The sequence below is a fragment of the Herbaspirillum sp. Her4 genome (assembly GCF_057961335.1).
Genome location: NZ_CM176330.1, coordinates 2,190,273 through 2,206,517, shown reverse-complemented (window position 1 = coordinate 2,206,517; position 16,245 = coordinate 2,190,273). Strand labels below are relative to the sequence as shown.

General features: G+C 63.9%; 14 protein-coding genes. 8 read left to right on the top strand and 6 right to left on the bottom strand.

Going from position 1 to position 16,245, the window contains the following annotated elements:
* Positions 1–140 precede the first annotated feature (140 nt).
* The 4 genes from yjfF to ACWFUC_RS10010 form a co-directional block, all read right to left on the bottom strand.
* Positions 141–1,163 carry a galactofuranose ABC transporter, permease protein YjfF gene (gene yjfF, locus ACWFUC_RS10025; protein WP_121044381.1) on the bottom strand — a complete coding sequence of 341 codons (1,023 nt, stop codon included), beginning with the start codon at positions 1,161–1,163 and terminating at the stop codon, positions 141–143.
* Positions 1,160–2,239 carry an ABC transporter permease gene (locus ACWFUC_RS10020; protein WP_039789111.1) on the bottom strand — a complete coding sequence of 360 codons (1,080 nt, stop codon included), beginning with the start codon at positions 2,237–2,239 and terminating at the stop codon, positions 1,160–1,162. Before ACWFUC_RS10020 ends, yjfF begins: the two co-directional genes overlap by 4 nt.
* Entirely contained in the window at positions 2,236–3,786 is a 1,551-nt protein-coding gene (locus tag ACWFUC_RS10015; RefSeq protein ID WP_489624813.1) for a sugar ABC transporter ATP-binding protein, read from the bottom strand. Before ACWFUC_RS10015 ends, ACWFUC_RS10020 begins: the two co-directional genes overlap by 4 nt.
* A gap of 124 nt (positions 3,787–3,910) precedes the next feature.
* Positions 3,911–4,882, bottom strand: a complete 972-nt coding sequence (locus ACWFUC_RS10010; RefSeq protein ID WP_039789112.1) for an ABC transporter substrate-binding protein — start codon at positions 4,880–4,882, stop codon at positions 3,911–3,913.
* A gap of 543 nt (positions 4,883–5,425) precedes the next feature.
* Between ACWFUC_RS10010 and ACWFUC_RS10005 the strand changes: the two genes are divergently transcribed.
* The 6 genes from ACWFUC_RS10005 (at position 5,426) to ACWFUC_RS09980 (ending at position 12,154) form a co-directional block, all read left to right on the top strand.
* Positions 5,426–6,400 carry an aldose 1-epimerase gene (locus ACWFUC_RS10005; protein WP_489637590.1) on the top strand — a complete coding sequence of 325 codons (975 nt, stop codon included), beginning with the start codon at positions 5,426–5,428 and terminating at the stop codon, positions 6,398–6,400.
* Between the two features lie 18 nt (positions 6,401–6,418).
* Complete coding sequence (locus ACWFUC_RS10000) at positions 6,419–7,378, top strand: 2-dehydro-3-deoxygalactonokinase (protein WP_489624811.1); 960 nt, start codon at positions 6,419–6,421, stop codon at positions 7,376–7,378.
* Between the two features lie 46 nt (positions 7,379–7,424).
* On the top strand, positions 7,425–8,063 hold the full coding sequence (locus ACWFUC_RS09995; protein ID WP_489637589.1) for a 2-dehydro-3-deoxy-6-phosphogalactonate aldolase: 639 nt from the start codon (positions 7,425–7,427) through the stop codon (positions 8,061–8,063).
* A gap of 88 nt (positions 8,064–8,151) precedes the next feature.
* On the top strand, positions 8,152–9,300 hold the full coding sequence (dgoD, locus tag ACWFUC_RS09990) for a galactonate dehydratase (RefSeq protein ID WP_039789119.1): 1,149 nt from the start codon (positions 8,152–8,154) through the stop codon (positions 9,298–9,300).
* A 320-nt stretch (positions 9,301–9,620) separates the two neighbouring features.
* Complete coding sequence (locus ACWFUC_RS09985) at positions 9,621–10,793, top strand: MFS transporter (protein ID WP_489624810.1); 1,173 nt, start codon at positions 9,621–9,623, stop codon at positions 10,791–10,793.
* A gap of 77 nt (positions 10,794–10,870) precedes the next feature.
* A complete protein-coding gene (locus ACWFUC_RS09980) occupies positions 10,871–12,154 on the top strand; it encodes a glycosyltransferase (RefSeq protein WP_489624809.1) in 1,284 nt (427 codons plus the stop codon).
* Position 12,155: 1 nt separating this feature from the next.
* Here the strand turns inward: ACWFUC_RS09980 and ACWFUC_RS09975 are convergent, their stop codons facing one another.
* Complete coding sequence (locus tag ACWFUC_RS09975) at positions 12,156–13,067, bottom strand: LysR substrate-binding domain-containing protein (protein ID WP_489624808.1); 912 nt, start codon at positions 13,065–13,067, stop codon at positions 12,156–12,158.
* 234 nt (positions 13,068–13,301) lie between these two features.
* On the opposite strand from ACWFUC_RS09975, the gene map reads away from it, so the two are divergent.
* Complete coding sequence (map, locus tag ACWFUC_RS09970; protein WP_034336051.1) at positions 13,302–14,099, top strand: type I methionyl aminopeptidase; 798 nt, start codon at positions 13,302–13,304, stop codon at positions 14,097–14,099.
* Between the two features lie 30 nt (positions 14,100–14,129).
* Here the strand turns inward: map and ACWFUC_RS09965 are convergent, their stop codons facing one another.
* Positions 14,130–14,951, bottom strand: a complete 822-nt coding sequence (locus tag ACWFUC_RS09965; RefSeq protein WP_489624807.1) for a DeoR/GlpR family DNA-binding transcription regulator — start codon at positions 14,949–14,951, stop codon at positions 14,130–14,132.
* A gap of 245 nt (positions 14,952–15,196) precedes the next feature.
* Here ACWFUC_RS09965 and deoC point away from each other — a divergent pair, with 245 nt between their 5' ends.
* Positions 15,197–16,228, top strand: a complete 1,032-nt coding sequence (gene deoC, locus ACWFUC_RS09960) for a deoxyribose-phosphate aldolase (protein WP_489624806.1) — start codon at positions 15,197–15,199, stop codon at positions 16,226–16,228.
* Positions 16,229–16,245 lie beyond the last annotated feature (17 nt).

The window sequence follows — 16,245 nt, the reverse complement described above, 5'->3', positions numbered from 1 at the left end:
ATGCAGAGCAACTGTTTTGCGGGCTCTACATTAATTGCTTTACCAATACATTTCTAATGATTTTTTGAGCGTAATGGATATGTTTTTCGGTATAACTCCCTCTATGTAAAGTTATCTTAATTAAGCTTAAAAAATCCCGCCTAAGCCACGGCTGGCGCGGCTTTCGCCGATCCAGCCGATTTGCCGCGCAGGGCTCCCAGGGAAATGACACGCTGCGCGACGCAAAAGACGAACAGCAGCGCGCCAATGAAGATCTTGGTCCACCAGGAACTGAGGCTGCCATCGAAGGCAATGAGGGTCTGGATCACGCCAAGGATGAGCACGCCGGTCAGTGTTCCCGCCACGTAACCATAGCCGCCGGTGAGGAGCGTGCCGCCGATGACCACGGCCGCAATCGCGTCCAGTTCCACACCCTGCGCATGCAATCCGTACCCCGACAGCATGTAGAAGGAGAACAGCACACCCGCCACCGATGCACAGAATCCGCTGAAGGCATATACCAGAACCTTGGTGCGTCCGACCGGCAAGCCCATCAGCAGCGCCGAGCTCTCGCTGCCGCCGATGGCGTAGACGGCACGGCCGAAACGGGTACCATGCGCCATCCAGATCGCCACGGCCAGCACGATCAGGGCAATGACCACGCTGGGCGAGATGAACAGTCCGCCGAACTCCAGCCGCGACTGCGACAGTTCCACGAACAGCGGCTCATCGATGGTGATGGAATTGATGCTGATGAGGTAGCACAGTCCGCGCGCCAGGAACATCCCTGCCAGCGTGACGATGAAGGCCTGCAGTTTGAAGTAATGGATCATCGCGCCCATCGCCGCACCGAAGCCCGCGCCCATCAGCAGGACGGTCGCAATCACCAGCAGCGGCGGCCAGTGCCAGTTCTGCAGCAGGAAAGCCGCCACCATGGTGGTCAGCGCCAGCACCGACCCGACGGAGAGGTCAATGCCGCCGGAGAGAATGACGAAGGTCATGCCGATGGCCACCACCAGCAGGAAGGCATTGTCGATCAGCAGGTTCAGCATCACCTGCGGCGACAGGAAGCCATCGTAGCCAAACGCCCCGATGACCAGCATCAGCACCAGCAGCGCCACCGTAACCATGGAGGTGAACCACGGCGCGTGCGAAGCGCGCCGCAAGGAAGAAGCAAGCATCATGATTTGGACATCCTCAACATGCGGCGGAATTCCGGCGACTGCGACAGGCAGACCAGGAACACCACGATGGACTTGACCACCATATTGACTTCCGGCGGCACCCCCAGCGAATAGATCGTATAAGTCAGCGTCTGGATGATGAGCGCACCGATGACGCTGCCCACCAGGCTGAACTTGCCCCCGGCCAGCGAGGTGCCACCCAGGGTCACGGCCAGGATCGCATCCAGTTCCAGCAGCAGGCCGGCGTTGTTGGCGTCGGCGCTCTTGATGTTGGAGGCGATCATCAGTCCCGCCAACCCGGCGCAGGCACTGCAGAACATGTAGACGAAGAAGATCAGCGCGGCAGTACGGATGCCGGCCAGGCGCGAGGCCACCGGATTGATGCCGACCGACTGGATGAACAGCCCCAGCGCGGTCTTCTTCATCAGCAATGCCAGCAGCAGGAACATGGCCCCGGCGATATAGAGCGAGAACGGCAAGCCGAACAGGTAGCCACCGCCCAGGAAGAAGAAGGGCTTGTAATACACCGTCACGATCTGGCCATCGGTGAGCAGCTGCGCCAGCCCGCGTCCGGCCACCATCAGGATGAGCGTGGCGATGATGGGCTGCAGCCCGAGACCGGCCACCAGCAAGCCGTTCCAGGCACCGCACAGCAGTGCCGCACCCATCGCCGCGCACAGGGCCCACACCATCGGCACGTTGCTGACGTATTCGGAGACACCATTGACCACCACCATCTTGCCGCCGATGAGAACGGCCGCAACGGCACCGGAGATGGCCACCACCGCGCCCACCGAAATGTCCACCCCGCGCGTGGCGATCACCAGCGTCATGCCGAGCGCTGCCAGCATCAGCGGGGCGGCACGGTTGATGATGTCGATCAGTGCGCCATACAGGTGGCCGTCCTTGATCTCCAGCTTGAAGAAGCCCGGCACCAGCAGGAAATCGATCAGCAGCAGCAAGGCCAGCGCTGCCAGGGGACGCACCAGCGGATGACGCAGCAGTGCTGCAAAAGCCGGCGCGCTGCCGCTGGCGGCGCTGTCGGGAATCAGTTTGGAATCCATGGATGCACTCATGCGGCCTCTCCCGCGATCACCTGCAAGACCGATTGCTCATCGAGCTCACCGCGACGGTACTCGCCGCAGGCGCGGCGGTCACGCAGCACCAGCATGCGGTCGCTGCAGCGCAGGACCTCGGGAATTTCCGAGGAAATGAAAAGAATGGACATGCCCTTGCGGCACATGGCGATGACGAAATCCATGATCTCCTGCTTGGCCCGCACATCGATGCCGCGCGTGGGTTCATCCAGGATCAGCATGCCCGGATCGGTGGCCAGCCAGCGTGCCAGCAAGGCCTTCTGCTGGTTGCCGCCGGAGAGCAGGCCGATGGGCGTCTCCAGATCAGCCGTCTTGATGCCGAGCCACTTGACGTAATCGGCGGCGATCTGGTTCTGGCGCTTGCGCGGCAGCACGCGGAACAGCCCTTGGCGCGCCTGCAGCGCGAGGATGATGTTTTCGCGCACGGAGAGTTCGAGGATCGCGCCCTCCTTCTTGCGATCCTCCGAACAGAAACCGATGCCCGTCGCAATCGCATCACGCGGATTGTCGAGCTTCACGCTGCGGCCTTCGATGCGCAATTGCCCGCAATCGGCGCGGTCGGCACCGAACAGCAGGCGCGCCATCTCGGTCCGTCCGGAACCGAGCAAACCGCACAGGCCGAAGACTTCACCGCGCCGCAATTCCAGGTCCTGCGGGGACAGCACGCCACGCCGGCCGAAACCATCCGCCTGCAGGAAGACCTCGCCCTTGCCGGCTTCATCGGCAGACAAGCCGGCCGCCAGTGCCTCGGCACCCGCTTCCACCTTGCGATGATCGACGGCGGTCACGCCCACCATCTTGTTGACCAGATCCAGGCGCGACAAATCGCCGACCAGATATTCGCCTTCGCGCACGCCATTGCGCAGCACGGTAATGCGATCCGAGATGTCGTAGGTCTGGTCCAGGAAGTGGGTCACGAAAAGAATCGCCATCCCCTGCTCGCGCAGGCGGCGCAGCACCTTGAAGAGTTGCTGGACCTCGGCTTCGTCCAGGCTGGAGGTCGGCTCATCGAGAATGAGCACCTTGGCCGAGACCGAGAGCGCACGCGAGATCGCCACCATCTGCTGGATCGCCAGCGGATAGGACGAAAGCAGCGCGCCGACATCGATGTCGATCTGCAACTGCTGCAGCAATTGCTTCGACTGTGCATGCACGCTCTTCCAGTCGATGCGGCCGAAACGGCGGGGATAGCGGCCGACGAAGATGTTCTCGGCCACGGAAAGATTGGGACACAGGTTGACCTCCTGGTAGACCGTGCTGATGCCCAGCGACTGCGCCTCCAGGGTAGAGGCCGGCGCAATGGCGCGGCCATCCAGTTCGATCTTGCCTGCATCGGGTTCATGCACGCCGGTCAAGACCTTGATCAGCGTGGACTTGCCTGCGCCATTCTGTCCCATCAGGGTATGCACTTCCCCCGGGAACAGCCGCAGGCCGACATCAGTGAGCGCCTTCACGCCCGCGAATGCCTTGTGGATACCGCTCAATTCCAGCATGGGACGCGCCTGCGTCCCGACAGACATCGTCATCGCAACTCCATCAGAAGCATCGGAATCCTGATGGGCGCGCGCCGTCTTGCGCACTCCCATCAGGCCACACCAGCAGCGCGCGCGCCCTGGGCAATCCAGTGCGCGCGCTGCCGTCATGCAGGCATCAATACTTGCGGTTCGGGAATTCCTTGGCAGCCACTTCCGCCGGGAAGATGCCTTCCTCGGTGGTGATGCGCTTGGGGACTTCCTTGCCGGCCTTGATGTCCTTGGCGATCTGCATCAGTTGCGGGCCCAGCAGCGGGCTGCATTCGACGGTGACATTGAGCTTGCCGGCCATCATGGCTTCGAAGGCACCCTTGACGCCATCGATGGAGATGATGGTGATGTCCTTGCCCGGCTTGAGGCCTGCTTCTTCGATGGCCTGGATGGCGCCGATGGCCATGTCGTCATTGTGGGCGTAGAGCACGTTGATCTTCTTGCCCTCGGCCTTGAGGAAGGCTTCCATCACTTCCTTGCCCTTGGCGCGGGTGAAGTCGCCGGTCTGCGAGCGGATGATCTTCAGGCGCGGTTCGCTCTTGATGACTTCCTCGAAACCGGCCTTGCGGTCGATGGCCGGTGCCGAACCGACGGTGCCTTGCAGTTCGACGATGTTGATGTCGCCGGCGGGCATGGACTTGGCCTTGTCCAGCAGCCAGCGACCAGCGCGGCGGCCTTCTTCCACGAAGTCCGAACCGATGAAGGTGACATACAGCGACTTGTCAGAAACGTTGACGGCGCGGTCGGTCAGGATGACCGGAATCTTGGCGGCCTTGGCTTCACGCAGCACGGTTTCCCAGCCCGATTCCACCACCGGCGAGAAGGCGATCACGTCGACCTTTTGCGCGATGAAGGAGCGGATTGCCTTGACCTGGTTTTCCTGCTTCTGCTGGGCGTCGGCAAATTTCAGGTTGACGCCGGCCTGCTTGGCGGCATCCTTGATCGATACGGTATTGGCGGTGCGCCATTCACTTTCGGCACCCACCTGGGAGAAGCCCATGGTCAGTGGTTTGTCGGCGGCAAAGGCGGGGAAGCTCACGGCGCTACCCAGGCTCATGCAAATGGCTGCGCCCAGAAGCGCTCTTCTCTTCGAATTCATTGTCAGTCTCCGTTGACAGGGAATTGTGGACTTCCCTTTGTTCTATGCGTGGGGTGCGCTGCGCCGGAATGCGTTTGACTTGTAGGTATGGATTGGAAGCGGCGCGGTGCGGTTGGAATCGCGGACAGCCCTGATCGTCCTTGATTCGCGCTCCATATTAGGCAAGCGACCAATTCGCATCCAATGAATTTTTAATGTTTTTCGATATCGTTTCGCACATCGTTGGGGCAGCGCGCCCCGCCTGTGCATCGAGCTGGCGCATGCCGGCCACGCATGCTGCCTCACTGCCTGCCTCACTGCGGACGGCGCGCATTTTTGATATCGTTTGCGATGATTTTTTCATTATTCCCTATCGGAGTGCGGTGATAGGATCAGCCAGATTTTTTTTGAAGCGCACTGCATGAAGACCGGGCGCGAACCCACGTGAGCCAACTCCTTCTTCCTGCCGACGACTTCAGACAGCCCCAAGGGGGACGACGCGATGGACAACGCGTTCCCGTGCCCACGATGCACGCAGCACTCCATAACAAGATACGAGACACCATGCCATCCCGAGCAAGCGATGCCCAACGTGCAGGCTCCCAGGGGCTGCCGGAAATCCATACCCTGCAATCAGGGCGCCAGCGTCTGCACGTGCTGCCGACGCTGGGCGGCGCACTGGCCGGCTGGGAATGGCAGCGTGACCGCAAGTGGCTGCCGCTGCTGCGCCCCTGGAGTGCCGACCCGGAAAAGCTGTACGCGACCGCGTGCTTCCCGCTGCTGCCCTGGTCCAACCGCATCACCGGCGGCGGCTTCGATTTCAACGGCAAGCATTATCCGCTGAGCCCCAATCGTCCCGGCGAACCCTATCCCATCCACGGCGACAGCTGGCGCCAGGCCTGGACCATCGTGTCCCAGGCCGACGACCGCATGGCGCTGGAACTGGATTCGCATCGCTGCGACGGCAACCCCTATGTCTATCGTGCGCGGCAGGTACTGACCCTGCGCGAGAACGCGCTGGAAATCGAACTGCGCGTGACCAATACGGGCGAAGAGACCCTGCCCTACGGCCTGGGCCTGCATCCGTATTTCCTGCATGACGCGCAAACCCGCCTGCAATTCCGTTCGCGCGGCGTGTGGCTCTCCGGGCCGGACCGCATCCCTACCGGTTTCTCGCGGGAACTGCCGAGCGGCTGGGACTACAACCGCGCCGCCTCGCTGCAAGGCGGCCTGATCGACAACTGCTTCGAAGGCTGGGACGGTCTGGCCATGATCGAGGATCCGGCACGCGGCCTGCGCCTGCAGATGCACACCACGGATCGCAGCGGCTATGTACTGATGTTCCGCCCCAATGGCCTGCCGTATTTCTGCCTGGAACCGGTCACGCATCCCATCGATGCCTTCCACCAGCCGAACCAGCCCGGCCTGATCGCGCTGGCACCGGGAGAAGACATGGTGCTGCTGACCCGCTTCACGGTCTGCGAGATCGCCCAGGAGCCAGTCCGTGCCACCACCCAACAGACAAGCCTGGCGCGCTGACGCCGGCAAAGAATGACGATGAACCAAGCACTGAATCAAGACTGCGCCCTGATTGCCCTCGACTGGGGGACCTCCTCGCTGCGCTGCTATCGTTTCGATCGCAGCGGCCAGGTGGTGGAGCGCCGCGCCCATCCCTGGGGCATCATGAACCTGCCGGCCGTGGGCCACGGCGAAGATGCCCACGCCCCCTACCGCGCCGCGCTGGAAGCCGCCTGCGGCGACTGGCTCAAGGCCGCGCCCGACGCCCCGCTGATCGCGGCCGGCATGGTCGGCAGCAAGCAGGGCTGGCGTGAAGCCGCCTATCTGAACGTGCCGCTGGCCCCCGCGCTGATTGGCAGCCAGCTGACCGAAGTCGACACCGGCCTCGGCCGTCCGCTGTGGATCGTGCCGGGCCTGCTGGAAGCCGGAGCCCTGCCCAATGTGATGCGCGGCGAAGAGACTCAGGTCATCGGTGCCCTGCAGACCCGTACCGAGCGCGAGCTGCTGATCGGCCTGCCCGGCACCCATTCGAAGTGGGTGCGCGTGGTCGAGGGCCGCATCGAACATTTCGATACTTTCATGACCGGCGAAGTCTATGGCGCGCTGTGCGGCCACACCATCCTCGGCCGCACCATGCAAAAACCGGAGGTGGCCGATGACGAAGCCTTCCTGCGCGGTGCCGGCGTGGCCAGGACCGCACAAGGCAAGAGCGGCGTGCTCTCCAACATCTTCAGCAGCCGCACCCTGGGCCTGACCGGTGAACTGGCGGCCGAGGCGCAGCCCGACTATCTCTCGGGCCTGTTGATCGGCCACGAGATCGCCGCCCTGAAGAATCTGTATCCGACCACGCCGGCCATCGTCCTGATCGGCGACCCGGGCCTGTGCCGCCGCTACCAGCTGGCGCTGGACCTGTATGGACTGGGCCCGGCCGCCGAGGCCGGTGCCGCCACCGAAGCGGGCCTGTGGATCCTGGCGCAGCACGCCGGCCTGCTGGCCTGATCGCCCCCTTTACTGCACCACCTACGACGCACCCGGACAAAAGACCATGAGCACCCATTCCCAACGATTCCACGACGCCCTGCGCAGCACCGGCATGATTGCCATTCTGCGCGGCGTGCGCAATGAGGAAGCCGAAGCCATCGGCGCGGCCCTCTACGAGAGCGGCTTTCGCATCATCGAAGTCCCGCTGAATTCGCCCGAACCGCTGGCCAGCATCAGCATCCTGCGCAAGAGCCTGCCGGCGGACTGCATCGTCGGTGCCGGTACGGTCCTGAAGCCCGCGCTGGTGCAAGACGTCAAGAATGCCGGCGGCGAGCTGATCGTCATGCCGCACAGCGATGGCGCCGTGATTCGTGCCGCGCGCGATGCCGGCCTGTACAGCGCACCGGGCGTGGCCACCGTGACCGAAGCCTTTGCGGCGCTGGACAACGGCGCTGACGTACTCAAGATGTTCCCGGCCGAACAGCTGGGTCCCCAGGCGGTCAAGGCCTGGCGTGCCGTGATCGCCCGCGACATCGCGCTGCTGCCGGTCGGTGGTATCACGCCGGAAGGCATGGCCGTGTTCCGTGCGGCCGGTGCCTCCGGCTTCGGCCTGGGATCGGCGCTCTACACGCCGGGCCTGTCCGCCGACGCAGTGCGCCAGCGTGCACAGGCCTTCGTGGCGGCCTGGAAGGCGCTGGGCTGATTTCCCGCACACCAGATTCATCGTTGTCACCGATCGCACAGCGATCATTCATCTACAGAACAGATTAAACGCATAACCGGACCGAACAATGAAAATCACCAAGATCTCCACCTTCATCGTGCCCCCGCGCTGGTGCTTCCTCAAGATCGAGACTGACGAAGGCATCGTCGGCTGGGGCGAGCCCATCGTGGAAGGCCGCGCGCACACCGTCGCGGCGGCCGTGGACGAACTGGCCGACTACCTGGTCGGCAAGGACCCGCGCAACATCGAAGACCACTGGACCGTGCTCTATCGCGGCGGCTTCTATCGCGGTGGTGCCATCCACATGAGCGCCCTGGCCGGCATTGACCAGGCCCTGTGGGACATCAAGGGCAAGGCCCTGGGCGTGCCGGTGCACCAGCTGCTCGGCGGCGCGGTGCGCAACTCGATTCGCGTCTATTCCTGGATTGGCGGCGACCGTCCGGCCGATACTGCAGCGGCGGCCAAGAACGCCGTGGCCCGTGGCTTTACTGCCGTGAAGATGAACGGCACCGAAGAACTGCAATTCATCGACAGCCACGACAAGATCGAACTGACCCTGGCCAACGTGCAAGCGGTGCGTGAAGCCGTGGGCCCAAACGTGGGCATCGGCGTGGACTTCCACGGCCGCGTGCACAAGCCTATGGCCAAGGTCCTGATCAAGGAACTGGAGCCGTACAAGCTGATGTTCATCGAAGAGCCGGTGCTGTCGGAGAACTCGGAAGCCCTGAAGGAAATCGCCCACCTGACCTCGACCCCGATCGCCCTGGGCGAGCGCCTGTATTCGCGCTGGGATTTCAAGCGCATCCTCTCCGAGGGCTATGTGGACATCATCCAGCCGGACGTCTCGCACGCCGGCGGCATCACCGAGACCCGCAAGATCGCCATGATGGCCGAAGCCTACGACGTGGCGCTGGCGCTGCACTGCCCGCTGGGCCCGATCGCGCTGGCCTCCTGCCTGCAGGTCGATGCCGGCAGCTACAACGCCTTCATCCAGGAGCAGAGCCTGGGCATTCACTACAACGAAAGCAATGACCTGCTGGACTACATCCGCGACAAGAACGTGTTCGCGTATGAAGACGGCTACGTCAAGATCCCGCAAGGCCCAGGCCTGGGCGTCGAGATCAACGAAGAGTATGTCCGTCAGCGCGCCGAAGTCGGCCACCGCTGGCGCAACCCGATCTGGCGCCACAAGGATGGCAGCTTTGCCGAATGGTAAAGCGATAAGCCGAAACTTCCTCCTCGGTAGTCCCTCAACCCGGTCCGGCGCAAGCTGGCCGGGTTTTTTTTGCGTGGTTTGAATCAGGGGAGAGATTGCCTCCGACAAGAATCCGAAGCGACATTTCACCAGAATGGGGGGGTTCAGCAAACGCTGAAAATCCCCTTTTCAGTGAAATTCAGAAAGGCACGCCCCACTGCTCTGTAGCGAGAGCAGCCGCATTCATCTGTGGAATCGATCAAGCTGATCTGAATAATCCATTTAACGAATGAATCAAAAACTGGCAAAGTGACCATCTTTGACTTTCGCCAGACCTCTCCATGCATTCAGGCAGCTCATCCGCACCCGCTTTCCACCCGCACCGCATCCGCAACGCCACCCGTGCCACCATGGCGCAGTTCTTCGTCAACGGGGCAACCTTTGCCACCTGGGGCATCCTGATTCCCTCGGTGAAGGATCGCTTCGCCCTGTCGGATGCGGTGCTGTCGCTGGCCATGCTGGCGGTGGCCGGCGGTGCCCTGCTGACCATGGGCCAGTCCGGCAAATGGATCGCGCGCGTGGGCAGCGCGCGCGCCCTGCGCCAGGCCGGCATGCTCTACGCGGCCACGCTGCTGCTGATCCCGCTGGCCCCGCAGTTCTGGATGCTGGTGGCGCTGCTGCTGGTGTTCGGCAGCGCCATGGCCGCCTTCGACGTGGCCATGTCGGTCCAGGCCGCGCTGGTGGAAAACGGCCGCAGCCGGCCCATCATGTCCACCCTGCACGCCATGTTCAGCATCGGCGGCATCGCCGGCTCGGCGCTGGGCGCCCTGCCCGGCCTGTCGCCCCTGGCGCATGCCGCGCTGGTGGCGGCGGTGACGCTGTCGGTAGCCTTGTCCATCGGCCCCTTCGCCTTGCCCGACGATGTCCATGATGAAACCGCGAGCACGCCCGGCACCGACAAATCCGCCCGCCGCATGGTCCTGTTGCTGGGCGTGATCTCCTTCCTGGCACTCATGTGCGAAGGCGGCATGTATGACTGGGCCGCCGTGTACATGCGCGACATCGCCCAGTCGCCCGCCGCCTGGGTCAGCTACAGCTACGCCGCGTTTTCTACCGGCATGGCGGCCGGGCGGCTGACCGGCGACCGCATCCGTGTACGCATCGGCGGCCTGCGTACGCTGCTCTGGAGCGGGGTGGCAGGGGCTGCCGGCATCGCGCTGGCGGCGGCCTTGCCGACACCGCTGGCGACCATGGCCGGCCTGCTGCTGGCCGGGCTGGGCATCGCCAACCTGATGCCGATCTTCTTCTTGGCCGCAGCACGCGTACCGGGCATGCCGGCTGCCGAGAGCATCGCCGCCGTGGCGCGCTTCGCCTATGTCGGCATGCTGCTGGGGCCGGTGTGCATCGGGGGCGTGGCCGAGCACCTGGGGCTGCGGGTGAGCTTCGTGGGGGTAGCGCTGGTGATGATGGTGGTGGCGCTGGTCGGGCCTCGAGCGGTCAAACGCTTCATCTGACGACGGCGAGGGCAAGCGAAATCGGCTACAGTGGCGCGCACCCCTGAAGCCTTCTTCATTTCGCCCCCAAACCACCCATGCCAGCGCCTGCCCGCCCAGCCCCCCTGCTGATCCTCGCCACCACCGGCACCACCGGCGACATGCTGCCCTTCCTCTCGCTCGGTCTCGGCCTGCAAGCGCGGGGACATCGGGTACTGATGGTGGTGCCGCGTTTTCATGCGGCCTTGTTCGAGCAAGCGGGACTGTCCTGCTATCCCCTGGGCAGCGTTGAAGAATTCCAGGCCGTGCTGGCCAATCCGGACCTGTGGGATGAGCGCCGGGGCTGGCAGGTGATCTGCCGGGCCGCCGTACCCTACATCGATTGCCTGCACCAGCTGGTGGCTCAATTGCCTGCAGAGGAAGAGTGCGTCATCCTCAGCCATCCCTTGCTGGTCCCGGCGGCTGACATTGCGCGCACCCTGCGCCCCGGACTGCGCATCGTCGCCACCTATCTCGCCCCCTCCAACCTGTGCAGCAGCCATGACCTGCTGGCCATGGGATCGCTGCCCGTCCCCGGCTGGCTGCCGCTGCCCTGGCGCAAGACCCTGTGGTCACTGGCGCACCGCTGGATGATCGATCCGCCCGCGCTGCCCGCGCTCAATGCCGTGCGGGCCAGGCTGGGATTGCCGCCGGTGGCGCATTTCTTTGCGCACGTGATGCAGGCACCGGATGCATCGCTGGGATTGTTCCCGGACTGGTTCTGCGCAGCCCAGCCAGATTGGCCGCAGCCTTTCCTGAGCGGACAATTTCCGCCACCTTCACCGCCTTCGCCATCGGACTGGACACCGGCCCTGCGGCAGTTTCTCGACACTGGTCCGGCACCCATCGTCTTTACGCCAGGCTCCGGCCACCAGCATGCCGCTCAGTTCTTCGCCAGCGCTGTACGGGCTGCACAGGCCCTGGGCCGCCGCGCACTGCTGGTGACCCGGCATCGCGAACAACTGGCGGCGGTCTTGCCCGAGGGCGTGCTGTGGCAGTCCTATGTGAGCTTCGATGCCCTGCTGCCGGAGGTGGCCGCCATCGTCCATCACGGCGGTATCGGCACCACCGCTGCTGCCTTGCGGGCAGGCATACCGCAGCTGGTGGTGCCGTTTGCCTACGATCAGTTCGACAATGCCTGTCGGGTCAGACGGCTGGGGGTGGGCGAGATCATTCCGGCCAAACGCCTTTCCGCAGCACGCCTGCAAGCAGCGCTGGCGCGCCTGCTCGCAGCGCCTGACGTGGCGCAACGCTGCCACGCCATTGCCCGCTCCATGCAGGCCAGCGAACATCCGGAAGGATGGGCCGAGCTGGCGGAGCAGGCGCTGCTGCCGGGGCGCTGATTCAGTTTTGTTCCCGGGCCTGCGCCTGCTCCATCAACAACTCCAGAAACGCTGCGGGTGCCGCATCCAGCACCAGCACGCCATTGCGGGCCGCAGCCTTGTGCGTGACCACCAGCTCCCAGCACAGCTCCACTCCGCGCAGCTTGACGTTGGCCAGCTTGCCACGCCGTGCATGCACCAGATCGCGCGGCAACAGCGCCACGCCCAGTCCATGCCCGACCAGGTCAAGCAAGGTCACCAGATCACTGACCTCGAAGGCCACGCGACGCCGCAAGCCTGCTTCCGCAAAGCCGCGATCCACCAATGCACGCGTACCCAGCCCGGTTTCGAAATCGACGAAGCCCTCGCCGGCCAGTTGTTCCAGTGTCACCGAACGCGCCTTGGACAGCCGATGGCTGGCATGGCAGGCCAGTACCAGTTCGTCGCAGGCGATGATGTGTTGCTGCAAACCCTCCCCGCTCTCCTCGATGGGCAGGATGGCCAGGTCCAGCTGGCGGGCATCGATCTTTTCATTCAGCTCGCCGGCCGCGCCCTGGCACAGCCGCACCTCCACCGCCGGATGGCGGCGGTGGAAACGCGCCAGCAGCGCCGGCAGATCGACGAAGGAGGGCAGGCTCTGCACCGTGCCGATGGACAGCCGGCCACGCCGCATGGCATTGACGTCGGCCACGTTGGTGGCCCCCTGTTCCAGCGCCGCCAGTGAACGGCGGGCACTCTCCAGGAAAGCCTCGCCGGCCGCCGTCAGCTCCACCCGGCGCGTGGTGCGCACGAATAGCGCTGCCGCCAGTTCTTCTTCCAGCAGGCGGATCGAGGACGACAGGGCCGATTGCACCACATGGCAGCGCGTGGCTGCCCGGGTAAAACTTTTTTCTTCTGCCAGCGCGATGAATTGGCGCAGTTGCCTCAGTTCCATGGGTTCGTGTTGGTTGGTGATGCTGTTGGATTGATCAATGCGATGAATGAATCATGCGGTCTGCATCGATTCTACTGACAAGTCCGCGTCAGCACGGCTGTGGAAAAAAGTCTGCGCCGCGCCTCGAAAAATCGCCATTACCGGGTGCCGATGCGGCAGCCGTCTGCCAGCCCGGCTAAAATAGTCGCCCGAACGACCGCTGCGCACCGCGCAGCACCCACCGAACAGACAAGCATGAGAAAAGTGAAGCTGCGCAACGCCGCAGAAATCGCCCAGGCCCGCGTGGCCGGGCAACTGGCGGCCGAAGTGCTGCATATCGTGGCCGAGCACGTCAAGGCCGGTGTCACCACCGACGAACTGGACCGCATCTGCCATGACCACATCGTCAAGGTACAGCAGGCCACCCCGGCCAACATCGGCTACCACGGCTTCCCCAAGACCATCTGCAGTTCCGTCAACGACGTGATCTGCCACGGCATCCCCGGCGGCCAGGTACTCAAGGATGGCGACATCATCAACATCGACGTCGCCGTCATCAAGGATGGCTGGTACGGCGACTGCAGCCGCATGTACTTCGTCGGCTCCCCCAACGCCACCGCGCGCAAGCTGGTCAACACCACCTACGAGGCCATGTGCGCGGGCATCCGCGCAGTGCGCCCGGGCGCGACCCTGGGCGATGTCGGCCACGCGATCCAGACCGTGGCCCAGCGCGACGGCTTCTCGGTGGTGCGTGAATATTGCGGCCACGGCATCGGCACCATCTACCACGATGAACCGCAAGTGCTGCACTACGGCCAGCGCAACAGCGGCCTGCCGCTCAAGGAAGGCATGATCTTCACCATCGAACCGATGCTCAACGCCGGCAAGCGCCACACCCGCCAGCTCGACGACGGCTGGACCGTGCTGACCGCTGACGGCTCGCTGTCGGCCCAGTGGGAACACATGGTGGTGGTCACCGCCAAGGGCTATGAAATCCTCACGCCCTGGCCGGAAGGCTGCGGCGACTATCCCTCCATCGCCACCCGCAACTGACCTGCCTGCGCATCAATCCGGTGGCGGCTCTCAGCCTGCCACCACCTCGATGGGAAAGTCCGAGAACAGGTCCAGCTGATCCTGTTCCGGCGTCCCGCCCACCACGATCCCCGAAAACACTTCCAGCGTGCTGTAGAAGGCCGGACGAAAACGGCCCAGCTTGCTCTGGTCGATCACCACGTAACACTCCGCCGCGCTGGCAATGGCCGCCTGCTTGATCGGCACTTCGTGGAAGTTGGAACAGCTCACGCCGCGCCGCGCATCCACCCCGCCCGCCGACAGGAAGGCCTTGTTCACGCCCAGCCGCTTGAGATAGGCCACGCCCTCTTCGGACGCAAACGAGGCCGATGACGGGTGATACAGCCCGCCCAGCAGGATCACCTGCGTATTGGGACGCTGGCTGACGATGTTGGCAATGTTCAGGGAATAACAAATCACGCTCAGGCCGATATCAACCGGCAAAGCCTCCGCCAGATGCGTCATGGTGGTGCCGCAGTCGAGGAAAATGCTGTCCCCCTCCTGCACCCGCTGCGCCGCGCGCTGGCAGGCCAGGCGCTTGCGCTGGGCGTGCTGGTCGGCTTCGCGGTCGATCGAATAGCGGTTCTCGCCAGCGCCGGGGCTGCTTTCCAGCACATGCCCGCCGAGGCAGATCAGCGGTGAATCGTCGGCGGCCAGGTCGCGCCGCACCGTCATCACCGTCACTCCCAGCACTTCGGCAATGCGCGCCAGCGGCGTCGGGCCCTGCTCGCGGATCATGTCCTGCATGCGCGACAGCCGCTGGGCGCGTGCGCGTTCGCCCAGCGTGGGTTGAGGGACCGGCTTTCCGGTCGACGTCGGGGTCATCGATGCCATGAGGCGTTTTCCTGATCGGGAAATGTTGCAGATAAAAAAAGGTTGCGCCTTAAAAGTTATGGATGTAACGTTGCAGCCATTAAATGTTATTTGCAAAACATTTAGCGCGTTGGGCCACATTGTAGCGAGGCCGGCGGACGGCGTCGATGCATGCAAGAGCCAAGCCTGACCCAGCGCAAGCAGCACATGGAAGAGACCTGCCCGTCGGCACCAGCCTACGGTAATTAACTAAAAGTTACGCAGCCATGAACATGACCAGCAAGACCCCTTCCCTGCGCCGTGCGCAGGGCGAGGCCGACATCGTGCGCGAGGATAGCGCGCCCGCCGGCCATCCGCGCAACAGCGTGCAGCCCTATGACGCTGCCGCCTTCGAACACTTGCGCATCAACCTGAGCGCCGCCGAAAAGCGCGTCGCCACCTTGAAGGGCCGCCGCTCGGTCAAGAAGGATGCGCAGGCCGCCTGGCTGCTCAAGGCCATCACCTGCATCGATCTCACCACGCTGTCCGGCGACGATACCCCGCAACGCGTGCGCCGCCTGTGCGCCAAGGCTGCCAATCCGGTGCGCGCCGATCTGCTGGAGGCGCTGGGCATGCAGGCACGCGGGCTGACCACGGGTGCGGTGTGCGTCTATCACCGCTTCGTGAAGACGGCAGTGGAAGCGCTGGAAGGAAAGAATATTCCGGTGGCGGCGGTGTCGACGGGCTTTCCGGGAGGTCTCAATCCGCACGCCCTGAAGCTCAAGGAAATCGAAGCCTCGGTGCGCGATGGTGCCGCCGAGATCGACATCGTCATTACTCGCGAACACGTGCTCACCGGCAATTGGGAAGCGCTCTACCGCGAGATGCGCGATTTCCGCCAGGCCTGTGGCGACGCCCACGTCAAGGCCATCCTCGCCACCGGCGAACTGAAGACCCTGCGCAACGTCGCCAAGGCCTCGATGGTCTGCATGATGGCGGGCGCTGATTTCATCAAGACCTCCACCGGCAAGGAAAGCGTCAACGCCACGCCGCTGGTCTCGCTGGTGATGCTGCGCATGATCCGCCAGTACCAGGAGATGACCGGTATCAAAGTCGGCTACAAGCCCGCAGGCGGAGTCGCCACGGCCAAGGATGTTCTCGAATACCAGGTGCTGATGAAGGAAGAACTGGGTGACGACTGGCTGCAACCCGATCTGTTCCGCGTGGGAGCCTCCAGCCTGCTGGCCGATATCGAACGCCAGCTGGAACACCACGTCACCGGCCGTTACTCCGCCTTCAACCGGCATGCCATCGGCTAAGCCACCCTGCACGGACA

Bases quoted from the DNA above. Each gene is read 5' to 3' on its own strand.
- yjfF (WP_121044381.1), bottom strand. From the start codon at position 1,163: ATGATGCTTGCTTCTTCCTTGCGGCGCGCTTCGCACGCGCCGTGGTTC.
- ACWFUC_RS10020 (WP_039789111.1), bottom strand. From the start codon at position 2,239: ATGAGTGCATCCATGGATTCCAAACTGATTCCCGACAGCGCCGCCAGC.
- ACWFUC_RS10015 (WP_489624813.1), bottom strand. From the start codon at position 3,786: ATGACGATGTCTGTCGGGACGCAGGCGCGTCCCATGCTGGAATTGAGC.
- ACWFUC_RS10010 (WP_039789112.1), bottom strand. From the start codon at position 4,882: ATGAATTCGAAGAGAAGAGCGCTTCTGGGCGCAGCCATTTGCATGAGC.
- ACWFUC_RS10005 (WP_489637590.1), top strand. From the start codon at position 5,426: ATGCCATCCCGAGCAAGCGATGCCCAACGTGCAGGCTCCCAGGGGCTG.
- ACWFUC_RS10000 (WP_489624811.1), top strand. From the start codon at position 6,419: ATGAACCAAGCACTGAATCAAGACTGCGCCCTGATTGCCCTCGACTGG.
- ACWFUC_RS09995 (WP_489637589.1), top strand. From the start codon at position 7,425: ATGAGCACCCATTCCCAACGATTCCACGACGCCCTGCGCAGCACCGGC.
- dgoD (WP_039789119.1), top strand. From the start codon at position 8,152: ATGAAAATCACCAAGATCTCCACCTTCATCGTGCCCCCGCGCTGGTGC.
- ACWFUC_RS09985 (WP_489624810.1), top strand. From the start codon at position 9,621: ATGCATTCAGGCAGCTCATCCGCACCCGCTTTCCACCCGCACCGCATC.
- ACWFUC_RS09980 (WP_489624809.1), top strand. From the start codon at position 10,871: ATGCCAGCGCCTGCCCGCCCAGCCCCCCTGCTGATCCTCGCCACCACC.
- ACWFUC_RS09975 (WP_489624808.1), bottom strand. From the start codon at position 13,067: ATGGAACTGAGGCAACTGCGCCAATTCATCGCGCTGGCAGAAGAAAAA.
- map (WP_034336051.1), top strand. From the start codon at position 13,302: ATGAGAAAAGTGAAGCTGCGCAACGCCGCAGAAATCGCCCAGGCCCGC.
- ACWFUC_RS09965 (WP_489624807.1), bottom strand. From the start codon at position 14,951: ATGGCATCGATGACCCCGACGTCGACCGGAAAGCCGGTCCCTCAACCC.
- deoC (WP_489624806.1), top strand. From the start codon at position 15,197: ATGAACATGACCAGCAAGACCCCTTCCCTGCGCCGTGCGCAGGGCGAG.